We start from the raw sequence: 21,832 nt of genomic DNA, 5'->3' as shown, positions 1-21,832 counted from the left end.
CGCAACGCGGCCCCCTCTGCGCAGACCCCGTCCTTGCACCTTGCAGAGAAGCAGCCCGATGAAAAAGACCGTCCTGGCCTTCAGCCGCATCACCCCGGCCATGGCCGAGCGCCTGCAACACGACTTCAACGTGATCGTGCCCAACCCCAAGCTGGGCGACATCGCCGCCCAGTTCAACGAAGCGCTGCCCGAGGCCCACGGCCTGATCGGCGTTGGCCGCAAGCTGGGCCGGGCGCAGCTCGAAGGCGCGGGCAAGCTGGAGGTGGTGTCCAGCGTCTCGGTCGGCTACGACAACTACGACCTGGACTACTTCAACGAGCGCGGCATCGCCCTGACCAACACCCCCGACGTGCTCACCGAAAGCACCGCCGACCTGGGCTTCGCCCTGATCATGGGTTGTGCCCGGCGCACCGCCGAGCTGGACGCCTGGACCAAGGCGGGCCACTGGCAGGCCACCGTCGGCCCGGCGCAGTTCGGCAGCGATGTGCACGGCAAGAAACTGGGCATCGTCGGCCTGGGCAACATCGGCGCGGCCATCGCCCGGCGTGGCCGTTTCGGTTTCAACATGCAGGTGCTGTACACCGGCAACAGCCGCAAGGCCGCGCTGGAACAGGAGTTGGGCGCGCAGTTCCGCAGCCTGGATGAGCTGTTGGCAGAAGCCGATTTCGTCTGCCTGGTGGTGCCGCTGTCCGACGCCACCCGCAAGCTGATCGGCGCCCGCGAGCTGAAGCTGATGAAACCCAGCGCGTTCCTGGTCAACATCGCCCGTGGCCCGGTGGTGGACGAAGCGGCACTGGTCGAGGCACTGCAGGAAGGGACCATTCGCGGCGCCGGCCTGGACGTGTACGAGAAAGAACCGCTCGGCGATTCGCCGCTGTTCAAGCTGCCCAACGCCCTGACCCTGCCGCACATCGGCTCGGCCACTGCCGAGACTCGCGAAGCCATGGCCAACCGGGCCATCGACAACCTGCGCTCGGCCTTGCTGGGCGAGCGACCGCAGGACCTGGTGAATCCGCAGGTGTGGCAAAGCTGAAAGCCCAATCACGAGGTTTGTGCAAGCGGGTTTGCCCCGCGATAGAGCCTACTGGGGTTGGCTACGCCGCCCCAGTACCTTGCGTACAACATAGCGGGGCCGGTGCTTGGTTTCCTGGTAGATCCGCCCGATGTACTCGCCCAGGATGCCAATCCCGATCAACTGCACCCCGCCAAGGAACAGAATCGCCGTCATCAGTGACGGGTACCCCGGCAAGTCGTTGCCGAACAGCAACTTGTCCAGCACCAGAAATGCCGCGTACAGCAGGGCGAACAACGACACACCGCCACCGATGTAGGTCCATAGCCGCAGCGGCACCGTGCTGAACGAGGTAATACCGTCCAGTGCCAGGTTCCACAGGCGCCAGAAGCCAAACTTGCTATTGCCCGCCGCCCGCTCCTGGCGGTCGTACTCGATGATCTCGGTACGGAACCCCACCCACGACAGCACGCCCTTCATGAACAACTGCTGCTCCGGCATCTGCCGGATGGCAGCGACCACCTTGCGGTCGAGCAGGCGGAAATCGCCGACGTTCTCTTCGATCGGCAACGCAGCGATGGCGTTGTGCAGACGATAGTAGAGCCCCGCCGTCCACCGTTTGAACCGCGTATCGGCCAGCCGGCTGCGGCGCTTGGCCAGCACCACGTCGGCGCCGCCCTGCCAGCGCTCGATCATCTGCGCGACAACCTCAATGGGGTCTTGCAGGTCGACATCGATTGGCACCACCGCGTCGCCTTCGGCATGCTCCAGCCCCGCGAACAACGCCGACTCCTTGCCGAAGTTGCGCGAGAAGGTGATCGACGTGACCCACTCGTCCCTAGCCGCCAGCTCGGCGCAGATGGCTTCGGTGTCGTCGGTGCTGCCGTCGTTGACGAAGACGATCTCCACGGTCTTACCCTGCAACGAAGGTTCGCTCCGCACCGTCTGGTAGAAGCGCTCCAGGGTTTCCTGTTCGTTGAACAACGGCACCACCAAGGTAATGTTCACAGGTCCCTCCTCTTGAACACCACGGTGTGTGAAAAGGCATACCCGACAATAAGGCTGACCATCGAAAAGGTCACCAAGGTCAACCATGGAGACAGACGGGCAAAGTCAGAAAACGCACCCAGAGCCAGGCTCAGGCAGCTCATGCCAGAAAGGAACATCAGGTAGCGTCTCGTGCGAGCTCTGACGGCAAAGGTGTAGTGGGCATTCATGAAGTAGGACACGCTCGCCGCCAACAGAAACGCCAGCAGGTTGCTCGCCCCTTGCGACAAGCCCACAAGCAGGTGGAGGAGCAGGAAGGTCAGCCAATGGATCAGCGTGTTGCCGACGCCAATCAGCGCGTAACGGTTGAAACGTACCAGGCTCATTTATGGAAGGCCTCTGCGTCGAGAATCGGCTTCATCAACACGTAGCCGACGTCCTCTACCCGATGAATGGCAAAGAACTTTCCATCCACTTGGGGCTGAGGGCTGGACACCAATACTTGCGCTCTTTGCAGGGGCGGGTGGCTGCCGAAAGTCGTCATGCCCACTCTCGGCATCATTTCGGGAAGCACCTGGTAACCAATGGCGAACACATACCTCAAGGCCGGCATGGCCTGGAACGAACCACTGCCGGCGGGCAACCACACTTGACGGCTGTCATGGCCAAGGATGTAGAAACGCTTGGCGCCATACAACGCGGGGTTGGACTGGATGGCTTGCGCGATACTGAAGGTCATCACCCGCTCCACTTCCTTTTGCGCCACCAGCAGCCGCCCATAGGCATAAGAAAAAGACAGCATGAACACCAGGGGCATGGCGGTGACCCAGGCCAGTCGTGCATGCAGGCCAGCAAGCCGCTCATGTGCCAGCAACATCACCAGCACCATGGCGGGCCCCACCCCCATCAACAATCGCGCGCCTTGGTTGTAATGGTCGAACAGCAGCGACATGCCCGGCACCAGTAGCATAAGCGCCACGACAGAGAACCAAATCAACGTCAACAGCGCCACCCTCGACATCACCGGGCGCGCACTGCGTAGCACCTGACAGGAGCACAGCACCAGCGTCGCGCCAGCCAGGCCGCCGAGCATGAGGAACAGCCAGGCCGTGCCGGCCGTTGCCAACAACCCCACATGCTCGAAGGCCATCTGCAGGCGACGCGCCAGGGTTCCCGGCCATGCGTGGTCCAGGGGGAGCAGCGCCGAGCGAGGAACATCAATGAGTCGATATCCCGTGAGCAAGTACAGCAGGACGCCACCCAGCAACTGAACCGTACGCTGCGCCAACTGCCGTACCACCTGCTTCAGGGGTGCATGCGCGGCGACCTGACGAATGACTTCGATGCAACACAACCCCGCGAAGACATTGACACTGACCTGATAAAGGCTGGCCGCCGCCGCAATCAGCACCATCGCCAGGCCTGCGCCCCACCGGTGCCGTGTCCCTTGCGTGATGGCCATGACACTCGCGGCAAGGGCCAGCGCCATCACGGCCCCGTCGTACTGGTAGGACAGGTTCTGCAGGAAGAAGGGGTTGTACCAAAGGGGCAAGACCACTAGCAGTGCCGTACCTGTGGGTGCCTCGAAGTAGTGGAATGCCAAATCCGACAATGCCTTGGCGGCCACCACCATTGCCAGCAGCAACGGCAGTGGGTAAAGGTTCGGCGTCGCATTGCCGAACCCCAGCCCACCATGCAGCACGTCAGCCAACACCCGGCCCTGACCCGTCCAGGAATCACCCGGGTCTTGCAACTGCCCCGCCAATTGAGATCGCCAGACATCGTCGATGTAGGCCAGGTCTGCCAGCACCAGGGGCAGGACGTGCAGCCCGATCGCCATGAGACACAACAGCCAAACGTCCCTGCGAGACAGTCGATGATCCAAGATTGCCGAAACGGCCATTGCGCTCCCCAGTCTGTCGCCCCTGGGCTAGTCTAGTCACCCGCTGGCTGGCCGCACCTGCTAAAAATATCAGTTGTGCCGGACTAGCTTCTGGCCAGGGCACTCTGCGTACGTTGCGACGGCTTGCGAAACACCAGCACATTTCCCGCCATCACCGCGACCAGTCCCAGCAGGGCTGGTGCAGTCCACTCATAGCCTTCTGCAAACGCCGACACGTTCAGCGCCACCAGCGGGAACAGCACAGTGCAGTAGGCGGCCCGCTCCGGCCCCATGCGCCCGACCAGGGTGAGGTAGGCGGTAAAACCGATCACCGAGCCCGGGATCACCAGATACAGCAGCGAGCCTATGTAACGCGTGTTCCACTCCATATCGAAGGGGATCCCCCTGAGCAGGCAATACCCCGCCAGCATTGACGCGCCGTAAACCATGCCCCAGGCATTGGTGGTCATGGGTTTGAGCCCGGCCTTCTGCTGCACGCTGGAAAGCATGTTGCCTGCGGAGAAACACAACGTGCCAAGCAGCGCCAAGCCCAGGCCATAAAGGGTTTCGCGGCTGGCGGCATGATGGGAAAGCTCCGGCCAGAACAGCAGCCCCAAGCCCAGCAGCCCCATGGCCCCGCCGCCAAGCACATTGGCGGCGATCCTCTGGCCGAAGAAGATCCGTGCATTGATCGCGTTCCACAGGGTGGCGGTGGAGAACACCACGGCGATCAGGCCGCTGGCGACCCACTGGCTGGCGGTGAGGAAACACATGAAGTTGACGCAGAACAGGCACAGGCCCTGGGCCAGGCACACCAGATGGCCCCGGCGGTTCATCGGCTGCAGGCGGCGGGTGAGCAGCAGCAAGACGAACAGGATCAACCCGGCCAGGGCGAAGCGGTAGACAATCGACACCGGGATGGCGACTACCCCCAGTTGCAATTTCAGGGCGATCCAGGTGGTGCCCCAGATCAGGACGGTGAGCAGGTAGAGCGACAGGTTCACGGGCATTCCTCCAGACAGTCGACTTGGGGCCGCTTCGCGGCCCATCGCTGGCAAGCCAGCTCCCACAGGAACAGCACATGCCTTTACCTTGTGGGAGCTGGCTTGCCAGCGATTCGAGGGCGCAGCCCTCGCCAGGACTACGAGTGTTTACCGCGCCCTGATTCCCACGCTTGCATAAACTTGCGCTTTTCCTCTTCGGCCAGCTGCCTTCCCGCCCGCGCCGCAGTACGATGGCCTTCAGAGGAGTCTCCCATGCCCGCACTCGACCACCTGCAAGTCTTCAACGCCATGCATGCCTCGCCCCACGCCCGGCTGGAGCTGAGCGCGCACCTGGGCGACGGGCTGGCGGCGGCGTTGTGGAGCAACCGCGACGACGCCCGCGACTACCAGGCGCCCAGCCACCACACGTTGTCGTGCTACATCGCCGACGGCACCGGTACCTTCCGCCGCCAGCGCCCGGCCGACAAGGGCGCGCCGGGCAAGCTATGCATCATGCCGGCCGGCCATGAGTCCAACTGGGTGGTCAACGGCACGATCCGCCTGGCCCACCTGTACATCAGCGAACAGCAGTTCGCCCTTGGCTGCACCCGCCTGCTGGACCGCGAGCCGCGTGAAATGCAGCTGCACGAGGCGACCTTCCTCGACGACCCGCAACAGGCCGCACGCTTTCGCCAGCTGATCGGCCTGGACTGGGCCGAACCCGGCGAGCGCCTGCTGGCCAGCAGCCTGGCCCATGACATCATCGACCACGCCGTGCTCAATCAGGCCGGCCTGCGCCAAGGGCTCAAACTCAAGGGCGGCTTGGCGCCGCACCAGCGCCGACAACTGGTGGACTTTATCGAGGCCCACCTGGACCAGGCGCTGACGCTGGGCGAGCTGGCGCTGCGCTGCAACCTGTCCGAATACCACTTCGCGCGGATGTTCCGCGCAAGCTTCGGTCTGCCGCCGCATCAGTACCTGCTGGCCCGACGGCTGCAAAAGGCGTGTCACCTGCTGCGCATGGGCACGCTGCCCCTGGGCGAAGTGGCGCTGCTGTGCGGGTTTGCCAGTGCCAGTCACTTCAGCAACCGGTTTCGCCAGGCGTTGGGAGCGACGCCGGGGGAGTATCGGGCGGCGTTCTGCGCCTGACTGCCGGGCGCTATCGCGGGGCCAGCCCGCTCCCACGCCGCCCATCATCGGTTGGCGTCAGAACTCGAAGGTGCTCGACAGGCTGACTTGCCGCGCATCCCCCACGGCGACGAAGTAACGGTTCACCGCCGAGCTGTAGTACACCTTGTCGAACAGGTTCTTCACGTTCAACTGCAAGCGCACCTTGTGCTCGTCCAGCTTGGTTTCGTAGCTGGCGAAGGCATCGGCCACGGTGTAGGCCGGCATGTCGAAGTCGTTTGTCGCGTTGCCCGCACGCTCACCCACGTAGCGCGCACCTGCCCCCAGGCGCAGGCGATCACCGCCGAACAGGCTGCCGTAGTCGTATACCGCCGAAAGCGAGCCACTGTGACGCGCGACGTTCTGCAGGCGGTTGCCCTTGAGCTGTGGGTCCTTGGTGACCTCGGCGTCGGTGAAGGCATAGGCGCCGATCAGGCTCCAGCGCTCGCTGAGTTGGCCGGTCAGGTCCAGCTCGACACCCCGTGAGCGGACTTCCCCTGCGTTGCTGTAGAGAATGGTCCCCGGCTGGGTGTCGCCATCGGCCACCAGCACGTTGCGCTTGGTGATGTCGAACAGCGCCAGGGTACCGCTCACCGCGCCCGGCACGTCGAGCTTGGCCCCCAGCTCCCAGGACTTGCCCTTCTCCGGCGCGATCCCAGAGTCCAGGGTCAGGGTGCGGCCACCGCCGATGCTCAGCGGTGCGATGGTCGAGTTGGGCTTGAACGACTCGCTGTAGCTGCCATAGAACGACAGCTGGTCATCGACCTTGTACACCACGCCCGCATGGGGCACCCAGGTCTGGTCGCGGGTGTCGGTGTTGACATTGAACGGCCGGCCACGGCCGGCGTACTGGTCGTACTGCTGGAAACGCCCGCCGGCCACCAGGATCCAGTGCTCGTCCAGGTGCCAGGCGTCCTGCAGGAACAGCGAATCGGTGCGCAGCTTGTCGGTCTGGTCGCTGTCGCTGGCGCGCACGCTGGTGCCTTCCACTTCGCGGCCATAGACCGGGTTCAGGTAGCTGAAGGTCGAGCGGCTGTTCTGGCGGATCAGGTCGGCGCGGTAGACCTTGCGGTCCTCGTGATCGACACCGACCACCAGGTCGTGGCGCATGCCCGCCAGCTCGACGCTGCCGTTGAGGCTGAAGGTGGCGAACTGGTCGCGGCTCAGGGCGCCCCGGGTGCCGTCGATGCTGCGCGACAACGTGCCCTGGCTTTCATCCACGCCGGTCACGCGCACCTGGCTGGCGTCGTAGGTCTCGCGGTTGAAGCTGTAGCCGACGTGCAGCTTCCACGCATCGTCCAACTGATGATCGACCTCCAGGCGGTACAGGTCGGAGCGCCCTTCCATATCGTTGAACGGCTCGTCCAGGCGGCGGGTGGCAGGAATATTCAGTGGATGGCCGTCGCTGCCGAAGGCGGTACCGCGGTCGAACGGGTAGCGAAACTCGCGGTGCTCATAGGCCAGCACCACCTGGGTGTCCTCGCCATACCAGGCCAGCGACGGCGCCACCAGCGATTCGCGGTGCACGCCGAAGTTGCGCCAGTAGTCCTCATCCTCGTGATCGACGATCAGGCGATAGGCCAGGTTGCTCTCCCCCAGCGCACCGGTGCTGTCCAGGCCGCCGCCGCTGCCGTTCTTGCCGCTGCCGTAGGTCGAGCCGCGCAGGGTCAGGGTGTTGTACTGCGCAAGTTGCGGGCGCTTGCTGACCACGTTGATCACCCCGCCCGGGTCCTGGATGCCGTACAACAGCGAGGCCGGGCCCTTGAGCACCTCGACCCGTTCGGTACTGGCATTGAGCGCGCGGCCCTGCACGATCGGCATGCCGTCGCGCATGATCGAGCCGTCACGGTTGTCGCCGAAGCCACGCTTCATCACGGTGTCGGCGGTACCGCCGAAGTTGTTGCCCTGGGTGATGCCGCTGACGTTGTACAACGCATCGTCCAGGTTGCGCGGTGCCTGGTCGCGGATCACCTGGGCCGGAACCACGTTCACGGCCTGCGGGATATCCAGGGTCGCGCCCTGGCCGCGCATGATCGAGGCGCTGGCCGGCGGCTGGTAGCTGTAGTCGTCCAGTTGCGAGTTGATGGTGGTGGCCTGCAGGTTCAGCGCGCCGGAGGTGTCGACCGGCTCCAGGGTCAGGGTGCGGGCGTCGAGGCGGCGCCAGGCCAGGCCCGAGTTGCCGAGCAACTGCTGCAGCGCCTGGTCGGCGTCGAAGGTGCCGTTCAGCGCCGGGGCCCGCAGGTCCGGTAGCGTCAGGGTATAGACCACGCTCTGCCCGGTGGTACGGCTGAAGGCGTTGAGTGCCTGGGCCAGCGGCTGGCTGGGCTGGGCGAAGGCATAGACCTGGCTCTGCTGGGCGGCCACGGCAGGGGGCGCGACGGCCACGGCGGACAAGCTGCAGAGGCCGAACCAGAGCGAGACGCAACGCGGGGTGAACTTCATGGACGCGGACCTGTGGGCGGGATGATCGTATGCGAATGAATCGCACTTCCACTCACTACACGGATGCCGGCGTGGGGTACCTCATCACCTGATGGAAATATTTTGCTGTTCCGACGCTATCGCGGGGCAAGCCCGCTCCCACGCAATGGCTCATGGGAACGGACTCGTGGGAGCGGGCTTGCCCCGCGATGACGTCGGCTCAGGTCAACGCAAAACGGTCAACCGGCCCAGCAGCGTCTGCCGCTCGAACCCCATCACCTTGCCCAGCGAATCCAGCGCGGCCAGCGGTTCCGCCACCGGGAAACTGCCACTGACCTTGCGCTGCGCCAGCTCACCGTCGAGCAGCAGGATCCGCCCCGGGTAGTAACGCCCCAGGTCCTCGATCACCTGCGCCAACGGCACCTGGTAGTAGTTCAGCCAACCCTGGCGCCAAGCCAGGCGGCTGTCGCTGTCCACCGCCTCGACCCCAGCGGCCACACCACCGGCATAGGCCAGCTGCTGGTTGGCTGTCAGTTCGCGGGCCGGTTGCCCTTCGGCCGCCGTCACCGCCACCCGCCCGCTGCGCACCGTGACCTGCGCGCCGTCACCCTGCCCGCGCACCTCGAACTGGGTCCCCAGCACCCGCACTTCGCCGCCCTGCGCATCCACCAGGAACGGTTCGCCGGTATGGGTCACCTCGAAGAATGCGGCGCCGCGCAGCAACCGCACACGCCGCTGCCCATGGGCGAAGTCCACCGCCACGGCGGTGCCGGCATCCAGGGTCAGTTGCGAACGATCGGCCAGGGTCACCTGCCGCACCTGCGCCCCGCTGGTGTAGTCGGCACGCAGGTCCTGCAGCCAGAACTGTGGCTGCCAGCCTGCCGCGAATCCCAGCGCCAGTACCAGGCTCGCCGCCACCGCCAGGCCGCGCCACGGTCGCTTGCGCTCGGGCCGGCGCATGGCCTCCAGGTACGCTTGCAGACCTTGGTGTTCCTCGGCCGCCAGCCGCGCCGCCGGCGCCCCGCTCAGGCGCCAAAGCGCCTGGGCCTCGGCATAGGCCTGGCGGTGGGCGGGGCTCTCCAGCAACCAGCGCTTGAACGCCGCGCCCTCGGCCTGCGCCGGCTGCTGCTGGATGCGCCCCAGCCAACGCAGGGCGGCCTGGGACTGGGCGGCAGTGATCGGCTGTTCAACACTCATCGACGGGCGCTCCCTGGCCGGCGCAATGGGGACGCGGGTTCGGCAACACTCGCCTTGCACGCTTCGAGGGCGCGCATCATATGCTTTTCCACCGCGCTCTGGGACAGTTGCATGGCCTTGGCGATCTCGCCGTAGGTGCAGCCATGGATGCGGCTGAGCAGGAAGATCTGCCGGGTGCGTTCGGGCAATGCCCGCAGGGCAGCCTCGATGCGTTGCAGGTCGTGGTCGACCTCCAGGGCCTGCTCGGGCGCCTGGGCGCAGTGGGCTTCGTCGGGGTCGTGCAAACCCTCGGCAGCGCGGTCGCGGCTGCCCTCGCTGCGCAGGTAGTCAATGGCCAGGTTGCTGGCGCTGCGCAGCAGGTAGGTGTCGAGCGCCTCGACCTTCACCTCGGGGCGCCGCCAGAAGCGCAGGAACAAGTCCTGCACCAGGTCCGACGCCGTGGCGCGGCAGCCGACGCGGCGGCTGACCAGCGCCTCCATGCGCGCACGCTGGGCGAGGAACACCTGGAGGAAGCGTGCCCGCCCGCCGCCGGCCTCGGAGTCGCTCAAGGGCCTAGACCGCCAGCACGGCCAGCAGTGGCCCGAGCACCAGGCTGGCGGCGGCCAGGCCGAGCAGCAGGCGCGGCACGTAGGGCAAGCCGAATACCCACAGCGTCACGCCGGCCATCAGCACGGCGATCCACTCCACCAGGCCCAAGGCCCAACCGCGCAGTTGCACGGCGAGGGCCAACGACAACAGCAGCAATGCCCAGCCCCCGACGCGCATGGCACGCTGCTGGCTGGCCGTGGGCTTGCGCCCGAGCAGCTCGTTGAAGTGCTTGTCCATGGCCAGGCACAGGCCGGCAAAACCGGCGAAGCCCATCAGCGCAACTGCCAGCATCAGCTCGCCTCCACGGTCTTGGCGGCGCGGGGCGCACGCTTGGCGGCCGGCTTGGGCGCGCGCAGCATCTTGCCGGCGGCCCAGGCCAGGAACAGGCCGGTGGCCAGGGCCGTCAGGTCGAAACCGGCCATGGCCCAGTCACCGGCGGCGATGGAGTGATCCAGCCCCTTGTCGGAGGTCAGCGCGTTGAGCAACGGCAGCAAGGCGAACGCAAGCGCGCCCAGCGTCAGTTGCTCGCCCCAGGCGCGGCGCCCGCTCCTCAGCATGGCGTGGAGCAATGACGCGCCCCAGGCCAGGAAGAAACCGTTGATTTCCCAGTCGGCCCGCCCTTCCAGCGTTGCCGGCAGCAGGCGATTGGCCCAGAAGAACGCCGCCACGCCCAGCAACAGGCCGCTCATGCTGGCGATGTTCAGCACTTCGACCAGGCGCAGCTCGCCGGGCATGCGTGCGCTCTTGGCATGCTTGAGCTGGCGCTTGCCCAGCCACATCACCAGCCCGGTGCCGATCACCGCGGTGCCGGCCACGCCGAAGGCGAAGTACAGCCAGCGCAGCCAAGGCCCGGCGAAGTTGCCCATGTGCAGGCCGACGAAGGTGAACGAGGTGGTCATCGCCGCGCTTTCCGGCGCGCCGCGGCGCAGCAGCTCGCCACTGACGCCATCGAAGGTCCAGATGGCGCTGCGCTGGTAGGCGACACTGTCGGCCGAGGCGCGGGTAAAGGTGACCCGGGCGTTGCGGTCACCGGGGTTGTGCACCTGGATGTAGCCCATGCGCGCCCCCGGCGCCTGTTCCTGGACCTTGGCATACAGATCGGTCAACGGCGCCAGCGGCGCGGCCTGGGCAACCGCCTCGGGCACCTCGTCGCGGCCGAACACATCGTTGAAGTAGCCGCTGCTGTCGCCGTAGCTGGCCAGGATGCTGGCCGGCATGACCATGTACATGAAGATCACCAGGCTGCTGTAGCTGATCATCAGGTGGAACGGCAGCACCAGCACACCGATGGCGTTGTGGCCGTCGAGCCAGGACCGCTGGCCCTTGCCCGGGCGGAAGGTGAAGAACTCCTTGAAGATCTTCTTGTGGGTGATGATCCCGGTGACCAACCCCAGCAACATGATGAAGGCGCAGAAGGTCGACAGCCAGCGCCCCCAGGGGTGCGGCATCTGCAGTTGGAAGTGGAAGCGGTAGAAGAACTCGCCACCACGGCTGTCGCGGGCCTCGACCGCCTCGCCGGTGCGCGCATCGAGCTCCTTGTCGGTGAAGCCACGACGCCCACCACCGTTCGGGTCGCGCCAGCTGACGCTCAGCGCCGCCTCGCGCTCGCTGGGCAAACGGATGAACCAGGTGCTGGCATGGCCGGCATTGCTTTCGAGGTAACGCTGGGCCAGGCCGAGACTGGTTACCGGGTCGAGCGGATGGCTCTGCACCTCGGGCTGGGTCCAGTGGCTGATCTCGTCCTTGAAGTACGACAGCGTCCCGGTGAGGAAGATGGCGAACAGCAGCCAACCGAAGATCAGGCCGGTCCAGGTGTGCAGCCAGGCCATGGCCTGGCGGAAGCCTTCTTTCATGGCAGGTTCATCCAGTAGGCCAGTGCGTTGATCAGCCCCAGCACCAGGCTTGGCAGCAGCATGCCCAGCCAGGCGCGCCAGGCGCTGCGGCAGGCGAAGCACCAGATGAAGGCGATCAGGTAGAAGACGAATGACAGCATCATCCCGGTCATCGTCGCGTCGGCCTGGGTCATCGGCGCAAGCAGGGTGATGCAGACACTGGCCATCGACGCCAGCAGGTAGCCACCCAGCAGCGCGGCCAGGCTGCGTGAGGTCACGGCCAGGCGGTAGCTCAGGGGAAGGCCGGCGGCTTTACTCTTCATGGCGAGGGTCCGGGAATTGGGGCTGCAATACTAATGATTTCAATTCTCATAAGCAAAACATGGCGGTGCGAGCGGTCGCATGCCTTGCGTCGGCAGCGATTGCCGAACACCAGCGGCATGAATACAATGCGAACAATTCTTACTTCCAGTTGCGCTATCCGGCGCCGGAGTCGCATCGGTGCCCAGCGCCCTCTCTTCCACCGTCGAAGGCCTCTACCTCGCCCACCACAGTTGGCTGACCGGTTGGCTGCGACGGCGCCTGGGCTGCCCGCAGAGTGCCGCCGACCTGGCACAGGACACCTACGTACGCTTGCTCCAGGCCCGCGAAGCGCCGCAACTGATCGAGCCTCGTGCGTTCCTCACCACCGTGGCCAAGCGTGTGCTGTGCAACCATTTCCGCCGCCAGGAACTGGAGCGCGCCTACCTTGAGGCCCTGGCCCAGGTGCCCGAACAGGTGGCACCGAGCGAGGAAGACAAAGCCCTTATCTTCGATACCCTGCTGGAGCTCGACCGCCTGCTGGACGGCCTGCCGGCACTGGTCAAGCGCGCCTTCCTGCTGGCCCAGGTCGATGGCCTGGGCCAGGGCGAGATCGCCCGTGAGCTGGGCATCTCCCTGGCCACGGTCAAGCGCTACCTGCACAAGGCAGCCCTGCGCTGCTACTTCGCCCTGTGAACGGCACGTTCTCGGCGCAGATCGCCGAACAGGCGGTGCACTGGCTGATCGAGTCGCAGAGTGCCGATTTCGACCAGCACCAGGCCCTGCAGCATTGGCTGCAGGCAGACAGCGAGCATCAGCGCGCCTGGGCGCATATCCAGCAGGTCAACCAGCGCCTGCGCGTCGTGACCGCGCCAGTGGTCCACGCCACCCTGCAGGCACCACCCTCACCCGCCCGGCGCCGCGCCCTCAAGGTCTTGCTGCTGGCCGGCGTGGCCAGTGCCGCCGGGCTGGGCCTGCAGCAGCACAATCCGCTGCCCGGGCTGATGGCCGACTACCGCAGCCCGGTCGGCCAGCGCCGCCGCCTGACCCTCGACGACGGCAGCCAGTTGCACCTGAACACCCGCAGCGCCGCCGATGTGCGTTTCGACGGCCAGCAGCGCCGGGTGCGATTGCAGGAGGGCGAGTTGTTGCTCGAGGTGCAAAACGATCCCCGTCCACTGCGCCTGGCCACGGCCCAGGGCGAGCTGCGTCTGGAAAGCGGGCGCTTCGATGTGCGCCAGTTCGATGGTTTCAGCCTGGTCTCGGTGTTCAGCGGCAGCGCCAGCGTAGCCGGCACACCGTTGCTGGCCGGCCACCAGGCGCGGTTTGCCGTGGGCGGCTGGCAGGCGATCGCACCGCTCGACCCCAACCGCGCGGCCTGGGTAGACGGCATGCTGGTGGTGTCGCAGATGCGCCTGGGCGACTTTCTCGCCGAGCTTGGGCGTTATCGGCTCGGCCAGCTGGGTTGCAGCGAAAGCGTCGCCGACCTGCGGATTTCCGGGTCGTATCCACTGGCCGACAGTGAACGGATTCTGGAAATGCTGGAGGTGACACTCCCGGTGAAGGTGCGGCGGTTCACCCGGTACTGGGTGTCGCTGGAGGCTGCGAAAACCGGCTGAGAGGCAAGCGAGGGCAACACATGGCCATCGCGGGGCAAGCCCGCTCCCACGAAGAGCGGCTCCAGCGCACATTTATTTCATATCCGTTGAGCCATTTCCCGAACCTCGCGTGACAGAGAAGGCAGAACCCCTTGTCACAGGACCTCCGTCACATGCCCCTGCGCCTCAGTCCCCTCGCCTACGCCCTGATCCTCGCCGCCCCGTTCGCCCTGGCCGGCGAGCCCCGCGACTACCACATCGCGCCCGGCACACTGGAACAGGCCCTGAACCAGTTCGGTCGCGAAAGCGGCGCGCTGATCTCGTTCAACCCCGGCCTCACCCAAGGTCTGAACAGCCCCGGCCTGGATGGCCAGTACGAGGTCGGCCAGGGCCTCGACGCCCTGCTGCGTGGCAGTGGCCTGCAGGCTCGCCAGGAGACCGACAACGCCTACAGCCTGCAACCGCAGCCAGCCAGCACCGGCAGCGCGGCCGTGGAGCTGGGCGCCTCGACCGTGGTCGGCGATTGGCTGGCCGAGGCCCGCCAGGACAACGTCTTCGAGCACCCTGGTGCCCGCGACGTGGTGCGTCGCGATGAATTCGAACGCAGCGGCGCCAGCAGTGCCCGCGAAGTGCTCAACCGCATCCCCGGCGTCAACGCCCCGGAAAACAACGGCACCGGCAGCCACGACCTGGCGCTGAACTTCGGCATCCGCGGCCTCAATCCGCGCCTGGCCTCGCGCTCCACCGTGCTGATGGACGGCATCCCGGTGCCCTTCGCCCCCTACGGCCAGCCGCAGCTGTCGCTGGCGCCGATCAGCCTGGGCAACATGGACGCCGTGGACGTGGTGCGCGGCGGCGGCGCGGTACGCTACGGGCCGCAGAACGTCGGCGGCATCGTCAACTTCGTCACCCGCGCCATTCCCGAAGAGGCCACCTTCAAGGCGGCGATGCAGAACCAGCTCAGCCCGTCGTCCAGCCAGGATGGCCTGAAGAACAGCGCCAACCTGCTGATCGGCGGCACCAACGCCAACGGCCTGGGCGGCGCCCTGCTCTACTCCGGCACCCGTGGCAGTGACTGGCGCGAGCACAGTGACACGCAGATCGACGACCTGATGCTCAAGGGCAAGCTGCAACTGGACGACGCCAACAGCCTGCACGCCATGGCCCAGTACTACGAGGGCGAGGCCGAGATGCCCGGCGGCCTCAGCACGGCGGACTTCGACGCCGATCCGTACCAGTCGACGCGCCTGAAGGACAAGTTCTGGGGCCGTCGCACCCTGTTCAACTTCGGTTACGACTACAAGCAGGACGACCGTCAGTTCAGCGTCAACAGCTTCTTCACCAAGACCCTGCGCAGCGGCTACCTGGACCAGGGCAGCTTCGTCTCGCTGTCGCCGCGCGAGTACTGGGTGCGCGGTATCGAAACGCGTTTCTCGCAGGGCCTGGCCCTGGGCGACAGCTGGCACGAGCTGGGCGTCGGCTACCGCTACGTCAACGAAGCCGGCCATGAACTGCGTTACCGCGAGCCGGTCAACGGCGCCCTGCCGACCACGGCCAGCCGCAATGACCGCGACACCCGCGGCAGTACCGAAGCCCACGCGATCTACCTGGACGACCGCATCGACATCGGCCGCTGGACCATCACCCCGGGCATCCGCTACGAGATGATCGACTCGCGGCAGAGCAACAAGCTCAACGGCCAGCAGTACCAGGGCAGCTACAACACCGCCTTGCCCGCACTGAACGTGATGTACCACCTCACCGACGACTGGAACCTGTACGCCAACACAGAAGGTTCGTTCGGCAGCGTGCAGTACAGCCAGATGCCCAACCGGGTCAGCAGTGGCGAGGTGAAACCGGAGAAGGCGCGCACCTGGGAAGTCGGCACCCGCTACGACAATGGCGACCTGCAGGCAGAGATCGGCGCGTTCCTGATCAATTTCGACAACCAGTACGAAAGCAACCAGACCAACGACTCGGTGATCGCCCGTGGCGAAACCCGCCACCAGGGCATCGAGACCAGCGTGCGCTACGCCCTCGACGGCCTGAGCCCGGCCCTGGCCGGTTTCGATGTGCATGCCGGCTACGCCTTCGTCGACGCCACCATCCGTGAAGACGGCCCGAACAAGGGCAACCAGGTGCCGTTCTCGTCGCGCCACAAGGGCACGCTGGGCATCGGCTATACCGAAGGCCCGTGGCAGTTGAACCTGGACAGCAGCTTCCAGAGCAGCCAGTACGCCGACAACGCCAACACCGCCAGCGAGAGTGCCGACGGCAGCACCGGGCGGATCCCCGGCTACATGCTGGTCAGCACCCGCGCCGGCTATGACTTCGGCCCTGCGCTTTCGAACCTGAAGGTGGCGGTGGGGGTGAAGAACCTGTTCAACCGCGAGTACTACACCCGTTCGTTCGACGACAACAACAAGGGCAAGTACGTGGGTGAACCGCGCACGCTGTACGTGCAGACTTCCGTGGCGTTCTAGGTTGCCCGGGGCTGTGTTGCCCAGCGCCGGCGAGCCGGCGCTGGGCAACCCGTGATCAGGCCAGCGCTTTCTCGATCGCCTGCAACACGGTCGGATCGTCTGGCGCGGTACGCGGGGCGAAGCGTGCCAGCACCCGGCCATCCTTGCCGACCAGGAACTTCTCGAAGTTCCAGGTGATGTCACCGGGGAACTCGGCGCCTTCGCCCGCCAGCAGGCGGTACAGCGAATGACGTTGCGCGCCGTTGACCTCGAGCTTGGCCCCCAGCGGGAAGCTCACGCCGTAGTTGAGGCTGCAGAAGTCCTGGATTTCCTTCTCGCTGCCAGGCTCCTGGCCCGCGAACTGGTTGCACGGCAGGCCGAGCACGTTGAAACCCTGGCCCTTGTACTGCTGGTGCAGCTTTTCCAGCGAAGCGTATTGCGGCGTCAGGCCGCACTTGGAGGCGACATTGACAACCAGCACCACCTGGCCCTTGAACGGTGCAAGGGGCAGGTCCTCGCCGTTCAGCGCCTTCAACGTCAGGTCGTGAAATGCACTCATGATGAAATCCCCTCTCAGGTTCCGATTGCCGCAGGGGCGAATCCCGCCCACGAAAAAGGCGCGCGGCCAAACCGTCCACCCTCCCGAGGAGGGCAAGTCCGGCTTGCCCGAGCGCCTGGCGACTCTCTGAGCTTAGCGCAGAAAATCAGTGGTGATGGCCACCTTCACCGTGGATGTGACGGTGAGCGATTTCTTCTTCGCTGGCGTCACGCACGTCGACAACCTTGACCTTGAAGTTCAGGCGCTGGCCAGCCAGCGGGTGGTTGCCGTCGACGGTCACGTCGTCGCCGTCGATGTCGCGGATGGTGACGATCTGCATCTGGCCGTCCGGCGCCGAGGCGTGGAACTGCATGCCGACTTCCAGTTGGTCGACGCCTTCGAACATCTTGCTGCTCAGGGTGCTGACCAGCTCGGCGGAGTACTCGCCGTAGGCTTCTTCGGGTTCGATGGCAACGGTCAGTTCCTCACCAGCCTGCTTGCCTTCCAGGGCTTTTTCCAGGCCCGGGATGATGTTGCCGGCACCGTGCAGGTAGACCAGCGGCGCACCACCGGCGGAGCTGTCGATGACCTCACCTGCGTCGTTGGTGAGGGTATAGTCGATGGAGACAGCCTTGTTGGCGGCGATCAGCATGGGGCAAGACCTTTTGCAAAAGAATATAGAACGAACAAGTGTAACCAACGCATCGGCCGATTGCGAACCCGGCGCGGACCAACAGCAGCCCATCAGTCGGATCACCGGCTTCCACCTCGACGAAGAGCGGCACTGGGTGGTCGAGCTGTCCTGCGGCCACACCCAGCATCTGCGCCACCAGCCGCCGTGGCAGGCCCGGCCCTGGGTGCTCGATGCCAACGAACGCGCCCGGCGCATCGGCCAGGCATTCGCCTGCGGCTGGTGCGCTCAAGGTGCCGTTAGCGCTACCCTTGGCCGCTGAACTCCTTGCACCGCTTATTCCGAGAAGCACGCATGCAGACATTTTTCATCGCGCCGACCGACTTCGGTGTCGGCCTGACCTCCATCAGCCTGGGCCTGGTGCGCACCCTGGAGCGCGCCGGGCTGAAAGTCGGCTTCTTCAAGCCGATCGCCCAGCCGCACCCCGGCGACACCGGCCCGGAGCGCTCCAGCGAACTGGTCGCCCGCACCCATGGCATCAAGCCGCCGACGCCCCTGAGCCTGGGCCATGTCGAACGCATGCTCGGTGACGGCCAGCTCGACGAACTGCTCGAACAGATCATCCGCCTGTACCAGCAGGCCTGCGTCGGCAAGGACGTGGTGGTGGTCGAGGGCATGGTGCCAACCCGTCACGCCAGCTATGCCGCCCGGGTCAACCTGCACCTGGCCAAGAGCCTGGACGCCGAGGTGATCCTGGTGTCGGCGCCGGAAAACGAAGTGCTCAGCGAGCTGTCCGGCCGCGTCGAGCTGCAGGCCCAGCTGTTCGGCGGCCCGCGCGACCCGAAGGTGCTGGGGGTGATCCTCAACAAGGTGCGCACCGACGAAAGCATGGCCGATTTCGCCATGCGCCTGCGCGAGCATTCGCCGCTGCTGCGCGGCAACGACTTCCGCCTGCTCGGCTGCATCCCCTACCAGGCCGAGCTCAACGCCCCGCGCACCCGCGACGTGGCCGAGCTGCTCGGCGCCCAGGTGCTCAACCCCGGCGACTATGACCAGCGGCGCATGAGCAAGATCATCATCTGCGCGCGCACCGTGGCCAACACCGTGCCGCTGCTGACCTCCGGCACCCTGGTGGTGACACCGGGCGACCGCGACGACATCATCCTCGCCGTGTGCATGGCGGCGATCAACGGCGTGCCCCTGGCCGGCCTGCTGCTGACCAGCGACAGCAAGCCCGACCCGCGCATCCTCGAGTTGTGCCGCGGCGCCCTGCAGGCCGGCCTGCCGATCCTGTCGGTGAGCAGCGGCTCCTACGACACCGCCAACCAGCTCAACTCGCTGAACCGCGAGATCCCGGTGGACGACCGCGAGCGCGCCGAGTTCATCACCGACTTCGTCGCCAGCCACCTGGACGCCGCCTGGCTGCACCAGCGCTGCGGCACGCCACGCGAGCTGCGCCTGTCACCGGCGGTGTTCCGCTACCAGTTGATCCAGCGTGCCCAGCAGGCCAACAAGCGCATCGTCCTGCCCGAGGGCGCCGAGCCCTTGCTGGTGCAGGCCGCGGCCTTGTGCCAGGCCCGGGGCATCGCCCGTTGCGTGCTGCTGGCCAAGCCCGAGGAAGTGCAGGCCGTGGCCCGCGCCCAGGGCATCAGCCTGCCGCCGGACCTGGAGGTGCTCGACCCCGAGGTGATCCGTGGCCGCTATGTCGAACCCATGGTGAACCTGCGCAAGAGCAAGAACCTCAATGCGCCGATGGCCGAGCAGCAGCTGGAAGACCCGGTGGTGATCGGCACCATGATGCTGGCACTCGGTGAAGTCGACGGCCTGGTCTCGGGCCTGGTGCATTCCACCGCCAACACCATCCGGCCGGCCTTGCAACTGATCAAGACCGCGCCGGGCAGCAGCCTGGTGTCCTCGGTGTTCTTCATGCTGTTCCCCGACCAGGTGCTGGTCTATGGCGACTGCGTGATGAACCCGCACCCCAGCGCCGCCGAGCTGGCCGAGATCGCCCGGCAGAGCGCAGAGTCGGCCGAATCGTTTGGCATCGCGCCACGGGTGGCGATGCTCAGCTACTCCAGCGACTCGGCGGCCAGCGACGAGGAGGTGGAGAAGGTCCGCGAAGCCACGCGCCTGGCGCAGCAGGCCGAGCACGACCTGCTGATCGACGGCCCGTTGCAGTACGACGCCGCCGCCAACCCCGAGATCGCCCGACAGCTGGCGCCCGCCAGCCCGGTGGCCGGGCGGGCCACAGTGTTCGTGTTCCCCGACCTGAACACCGGCAACACCACGCACAAGGCGGTGCAGCGCAGCGCCGACTGCGTCAGCCTCGGGCCGATGCTGCAAGGGCTGCGCAAGCCGGTCAACGACCTGCCGCGCGGGGCGCAGGTGGACGACATCGTGCACACCATCGCCTTGACCGCGATCCAGGCCAGCACCGTGCGCTGAACGGCAAAGGGCCGCCATGCGGCCCCAGGCTCACGGGAGCGGCCAAACCTGGCCCTGACCGAATGAAGGCATGCCGCGACCCAGATCATTCATTTGAATTTCGGATCAATGGCAAAGAAAAACAAACTTCTCAAATAAGCCCCGGGCGCGGATGCTGTGACGATCACGCTCGTATCCTGGAGAACAACAATGAACGAAGTCGTCATCGTCGCCGCCACCCGCACTGCCATCGGCAGCTTCCAGGGGGCCCTGGCCAACGTGTCCGCCGTGGAACTGGGCGCCGCGGTGATCCGCCAGCTGCTGGCCCAGACCAAGCTGGACCCGGCCCAGGTCGACGAAGTGATCCTCGGCCAGGTGCTCACCGCCGGCGCCGGGCAGAACCCCGCCCGCCAGGCCGCCGTCAAGGCCGGCCTGCCTTACGAAGTACCTGCCCTGACCCTGAACAAGGTCTGCGGCTCGGGCCTCAAGGCCCTGCACCTGGCCGCCCAGGCCATCCGCTGCGGCGACACCGAGGTGGTGATCGCCGGTGGCCAGGAGAGCATGAGCCTGGCGCCCTATGTGATGCCCTCGGCACGCACTGGCCAGCGCATGGGCCACGGCCAGTTGGTCGACAGCATGATCAGCGACGGCCTGTGGGATGCCTTCAACGATTACCACATGGGCATCACCGCCGAGAACCTGGTGGACAAGTACGGCCTGACCCGCGAGCAGCAGGACGCCTTCGCCGCCGAGTCGCAGCGCAAGGCCGTGGCCGCCATCGAGGCCGGCCGCTTCAAGGACGAGATCACCCCGATCCACATCCCGCAGAAAAAAGGCGAGCCGCTGGTGTTCGACACCGACGAGCAGCCACGCCCCGGCACCACCGCCGAGTCCCTGGGCAAACTGCGCGCCGCGTTCAAGAAGGACGGCAGTGTCACCGCCGGCAACGCCTCCAGCCTCAACGACGGCGCCGCCGCCGTGCTGCTGATGAGCGCCGCCAAGGCCAAGGCCCTGGGCCTGCCGGTGCTGGCGAAGATCGCGGCCTACGCCAGCGCGGGCGTGGACCCGGCGATCATGGGCATCGGCCCGGTGTCGGCAACCCAGCGCTGCCTGGACAAGGCCGGCTGGCAACTCGCCGACCTGGACCTGATCGAAGCCAACGAGGCCTTCGCCGCCCAGGCGCTGGCGGTGGGCAAGCAGCTGGAATGGGATGCGGCGAAGGTCAACGTCAATGGCGGCGCCATTGCCCTGGGCCACCCGATCGGCGCGTCGGGCTGCCGGGTGCTGGTGACCCTGCTGCACGAGATGATCAAGCGCGATGCGAAGAAAGGGTTGGCGACGCTATGCATCGGCGGCGGCCAAGGCGTGGCCCTGGCAATCGAGCGCTGACCTGACGGCTTTTGGGGCTGCTTTGCAGCCCATCGTCGGCAAGCCGACTCCCACCCCTTTCGCACTGCCCGATAGCCATGCGCTGTTTCGGTGGGAGCCGGCCCGCTGGCGATGGATCGCAGAAGCGGCCCCGAAGACCTGTTGCCCACCCTGAACAATCGCCATCCAGAAGCACTAGTTGTAATTAATAGTGCAGCTTTAAAGAGCTCATGAAAGAAACAAACATATTCAAATGAACACTTAACGTCTCATCAACTTAACCCCTCACGATAAGCAGCTGCGCCATTAATTCGAATACTCTCACCAGCGCCCCCTACTTTCCGACTGCCACCAAAACAACTCTTTGACACTTTCAAGGCGCCCTCTAACCTGTGACAGGCACTCCCTGAACTGCTTAAGTTCAAACGCAATCGACCCTATA

Annotated in this window: 20 protein-coding genes; 8 read left to right on the top strand and 12 right to left on the bottom strand. The window is 65.9% G+C overall.

Annotated features, from left to right (window positions below):
• The first annotated feature begins 58 nt into the window (after window positions 1-58).
• Complete coding sequence (locus LOY42_RS04495) at window positions 59-1,033, top strand: D-glycerate dehydrogenase (protein ID WP_102682113.1); 975 nt, start codon at window positions 59-61, stop codon at window positions 1,031-1,033.
• A 48-nt stretch (window positions 1,034-1,081) separates the two neighbouring features.
• On the opposite strand, the gene LOY42_RS04490 is transcribed toward LOY42_RS04495, so the two are convergent.
• The 4 genes from LOY42_RS04490 to LOY42_RS04475 form a co-directional block, all read right to left on the bottom strand.
• A complete protein-coding gene (locus LOY42_RS04490) occupies window positions 1,082-2,020 on the bottom strand; it encodes a glycosyltransferase family 2 protein (RefSeq protein WP_139668938.1) in 939 nt (312 codons plus the stop codon).
• Window positions 2,017-2,385 (bottom strand): GtrA family protein, encoded by a 369-nt coding sequence (locus LOY42_RS04485; protein WP_102682115.1) that lies wholly within the window; start codon window positions 2,383-2,385, stop codon window positions 2,017-2,019. The genes LOY42_RS04490 and LOY42_RS04485 overlap by 4 nt, the downstream gene beginning before the upstream one ends.
• Complete coding sequence (locus LOY42_RS04480) at window positions 2,382-3,839, bottom strand: glucosyltransferase domain-containing protein (protein WP_177485993.1); 1,458 nt, start codon at window positions 3,837-3,839, stop codon at window positions 2,382-2,384. Before LOY42_RS04480 ends, LOY42_RS04485 begins: the two co-directional genes overlap by 4 nt.
• Window positions 3,840-3,985: 146 nt before the next feature.
• Window positions 3,986-4,885: a DMT family transporter gene (locus tag LOY42_RS04475; RefSeq protein WP_258599906.1), complete on the bottom strand. Its 900-nt coding sequence runs from the start codon at window positions 4,883-4,885 to the stop codon at window positions 3,986-3,988.
• Window positions 4,886-5,137: 252 nt separating this feature from the next.
• Between LOY42_RS04475 and LOY42_RS04470 the strand changes: the two genes are divergently transcribed.
• A complete protein-coding gene (locus LOY42_RS04470) occupies window positions 5,138-6,013 on the top strand; it encodes a helix-turn-helix domain-containing protein (RefSeq protein ID WP_110700001.1) in 876 nt (291 codons plus the stop codon).
• A 57-nt stretch (window positions 6,014-6,070) separates the two neighbouring features.
• On the opposite strand, the gene LOY42_RS04465 is transcribed toward LOY42_RS04470, so the two are convergent.
• The 6 genes from LOY42_RS04465 to LOY42_RS04440 form a co-directional block, all read right to left on the bottom strand.
• On the bottom strand, window positions 6,071-8,473 hold the full coding sequence (locus LOY42_RS04465) for a TonB-dependent receptor (RefSeq protein ID WP_258599904.1): 2,403 nt from the start codon (window positions 8,471-8,473) through the stop codon (window positions 6,071-6,073).
• 204 nt (window positions 8,474-8,677) lie between these two features.
• Window positions 8,678-9,649: a FecR family protein gene (locus LOY42_RS04460; RefSeq protein ID WP_139668930.1), complete on the bottom strand. Its 972-nt coding sequence runs from the start codon at window positions 9,647-9,649 to the stop codon at window positions 8,678-8,680.
• Window positions 9,646-10,197 carry an RNA polymerase sigma factor gene (locus tag LOY42_RS04455; protein ID WP_250888375.1) on the bottom strand — a complete coding sequence of 184 codons (552 nt, stop codon included), beginning with the start codon at window positions 10,195-10,197 and terminating at the stop codon, window positions 9,646-9,648. The genes LOY42_RS04460 and LOY42_RS04455 overlap by 4 nt, the downstream gene beginning before the upstream one ends.
• Before the next feature lie 4 nt (window positions 10,198-10,201).
• Window positions 10,202-10,528: a DUF3325 domain-containing protein gene (locus tag LOY42_RS04450; RefSeq protein WP_139668929.1), complete on the bottom strand. Its 327-nt coding sequence runs from the start codon at window positions 10,526-10,528 to the stop codon at window positions 10,202-10,204.
• A complete protein-coding gene (locus LOY42_RS04445) occupies window positions 10,528-12,090 on the bottom strand; it encodes a PepSY domain-containing protein (protein WP_139668927.1) in 1,563 nt (520 codons plus the stop codon). Before LOY42_RS04445 ends, LOY42_RS04450 begins: the two co-directional genes overlap by 1 nt.
• Window positions 12,087-12,392, bottom strand: a complete 306-nt coding sequence (locus tag LOY42_RS04440) for a DUF3649 domain-containing protein (RefSeq protein ID WP_094011745.1) — start codon at window positions 12,390-12,392, stop codon at window positions 12,087-12,089. The genes LOY42_RS04445 and LOY42_RS04440 overlap by 4 nt, the downstream gene beginning before the upstream one ends.
• Window positions 12,393-12,570: 178 nt before the next feature.
• Here LOY42_RS04440 and LOY42_RS04435 point away from each other — a divergent pair, with 178 nt between their 5' ends.
• The 3 genes from LOY42_RS04435 to fecA all read left to right on the top strand — a co-directional run bounded on the left by LOY42_RS04435 (window position 12,571) and on the right by fecA (window position 16,450).
• On the top strand, window positions 12,571-13,065 hold the full coding sequence (locus LOY42_RS04435) for a sigma-70 family RNA polymerase sigma factor (protein WP_139668925.1): 495 nt from the start codon (window positions 12,571-12,573) through the stop codon (window positions 13,063-13,065).
• Window positions 13,062-13,988 carry a FecR domain-containing protein gene (locus LOY42_RS04430; protein ID WP_139668922.1) on the top strand — a complete coding sequence of 309 codons (927 nt, stop codon included), beginning with the start codon at window positions 13,062-13,064 and terminating at the stop codon, window positions 13,986-13,988. Before LOY42_RS04435 ends, LOY42_RS04430 begins: the two co-directional genes overlap by 4 nt.
• Before the next feature lie 152 nt (window positions 13,989-14,140).
• Window positions 14,141-16,450: a TonB-dependent Fe(3+) dicitrate receptor FecA gene (gene fecA, locus LOY42_RS04425; protein ID WP_139668920.1), complete on the top strand. Its 2,310-nt coding sequence runs from the start codon at window positions 14,141-14,143 to the stop codon at window positions 16,448-16,450.
• A gap of 55 nt (window positions 16,451-16,505) precedes the next feature.
• Here fecA and LOY42_RS04420 read toward each other — a convergent pair whose 3' ends face one another.
• Both LOY42_RS04420 and LOY42_RS04415 read right to left on the bottom strand, forming a co-directional pair.
• Window positions 16,506-16,988, bottom strand: a complete 483-nt coding sequence (locus LOY42_RS04420; protein WP_258599901.1) for a glutathione peroxidase — start codon at window positions 16,986-16,988, stop codon at window positions 16,506-16,508.
• 145 nt (window positions 16,989-17,133) lie between these two features.
• Window positions 17,134-17,619 (bottom strand): peptidylprolyl isomerase, encoded by a 486-nt coding sequence (locus LOY42_RS04415; RefSeq protein ID WP_046854201.1) that lies wholly within the window; start codon window positions 17,617-17,619, stop codon window positions 17,134-17,136.
• On the opposite strand from LOY42_RS04415, the gene LOY42_RS04410 reads away from it, so the two are divergent.
• From LOY42_RS04410 to LOY42_RS04400, 3 genes are all read left to right on the top strand, one after another.
• A complete protein-coding gene (locus tag LOY42_RS04410; protein ID WP_110700089.1) occupies window positions 17,618-17,920 on the top strand; it encodes a DUF3565 domain-containing protein in 303 nt (100 codons plus the stop codon). The genes LOY42_RS04415 and LOY42_RS04410 overlap by 2 nt on opposite strands.
• A 32-nt stretch (window positions 17,921-17,952) precedes the next feature.
• The gene (gene pta, locus LOY42_RS04405) at window positions 17,953-20,043 is read left to right on the top strand and encodes a phosphate acetyltransferase (protein ID WP_102682127.1); all 2,091 of its coding nucleotides are present in this window, start codon (window positions 17,953-17,955) and stop codon (window positions 20,041-20,043) included.
• Between the two features lie 189 nt (window positions 20,044-20,232).
• On the top strand, window positions 20,233-21,411 hold the full coding sequence (locus tag LOY42_RS04400) for an acetyl-CoA C-acetyltransferase (protein ID WP_258599898.1): 1,179 nt from the start codon (window positions 20,233-20,235) through the stop codon (window positions 21,409-21,411).
• Window positions 21,412-21,832: the final 421 nt, after the last annotated feature.

Source organism: Pseudomonas sp. B21-023, from assembly GCF_024749165.1.
GTDB lineage: Bacteria > Pseudomonadota > Gammaproteobacteria > Pseudomonadales > Pseudomonadaceae > Aquipseudomonas.
Note: the sequence above shows the minus strand (reverse complement) of the source record. Positions and strands in the feature narration are given on the sequence as shown.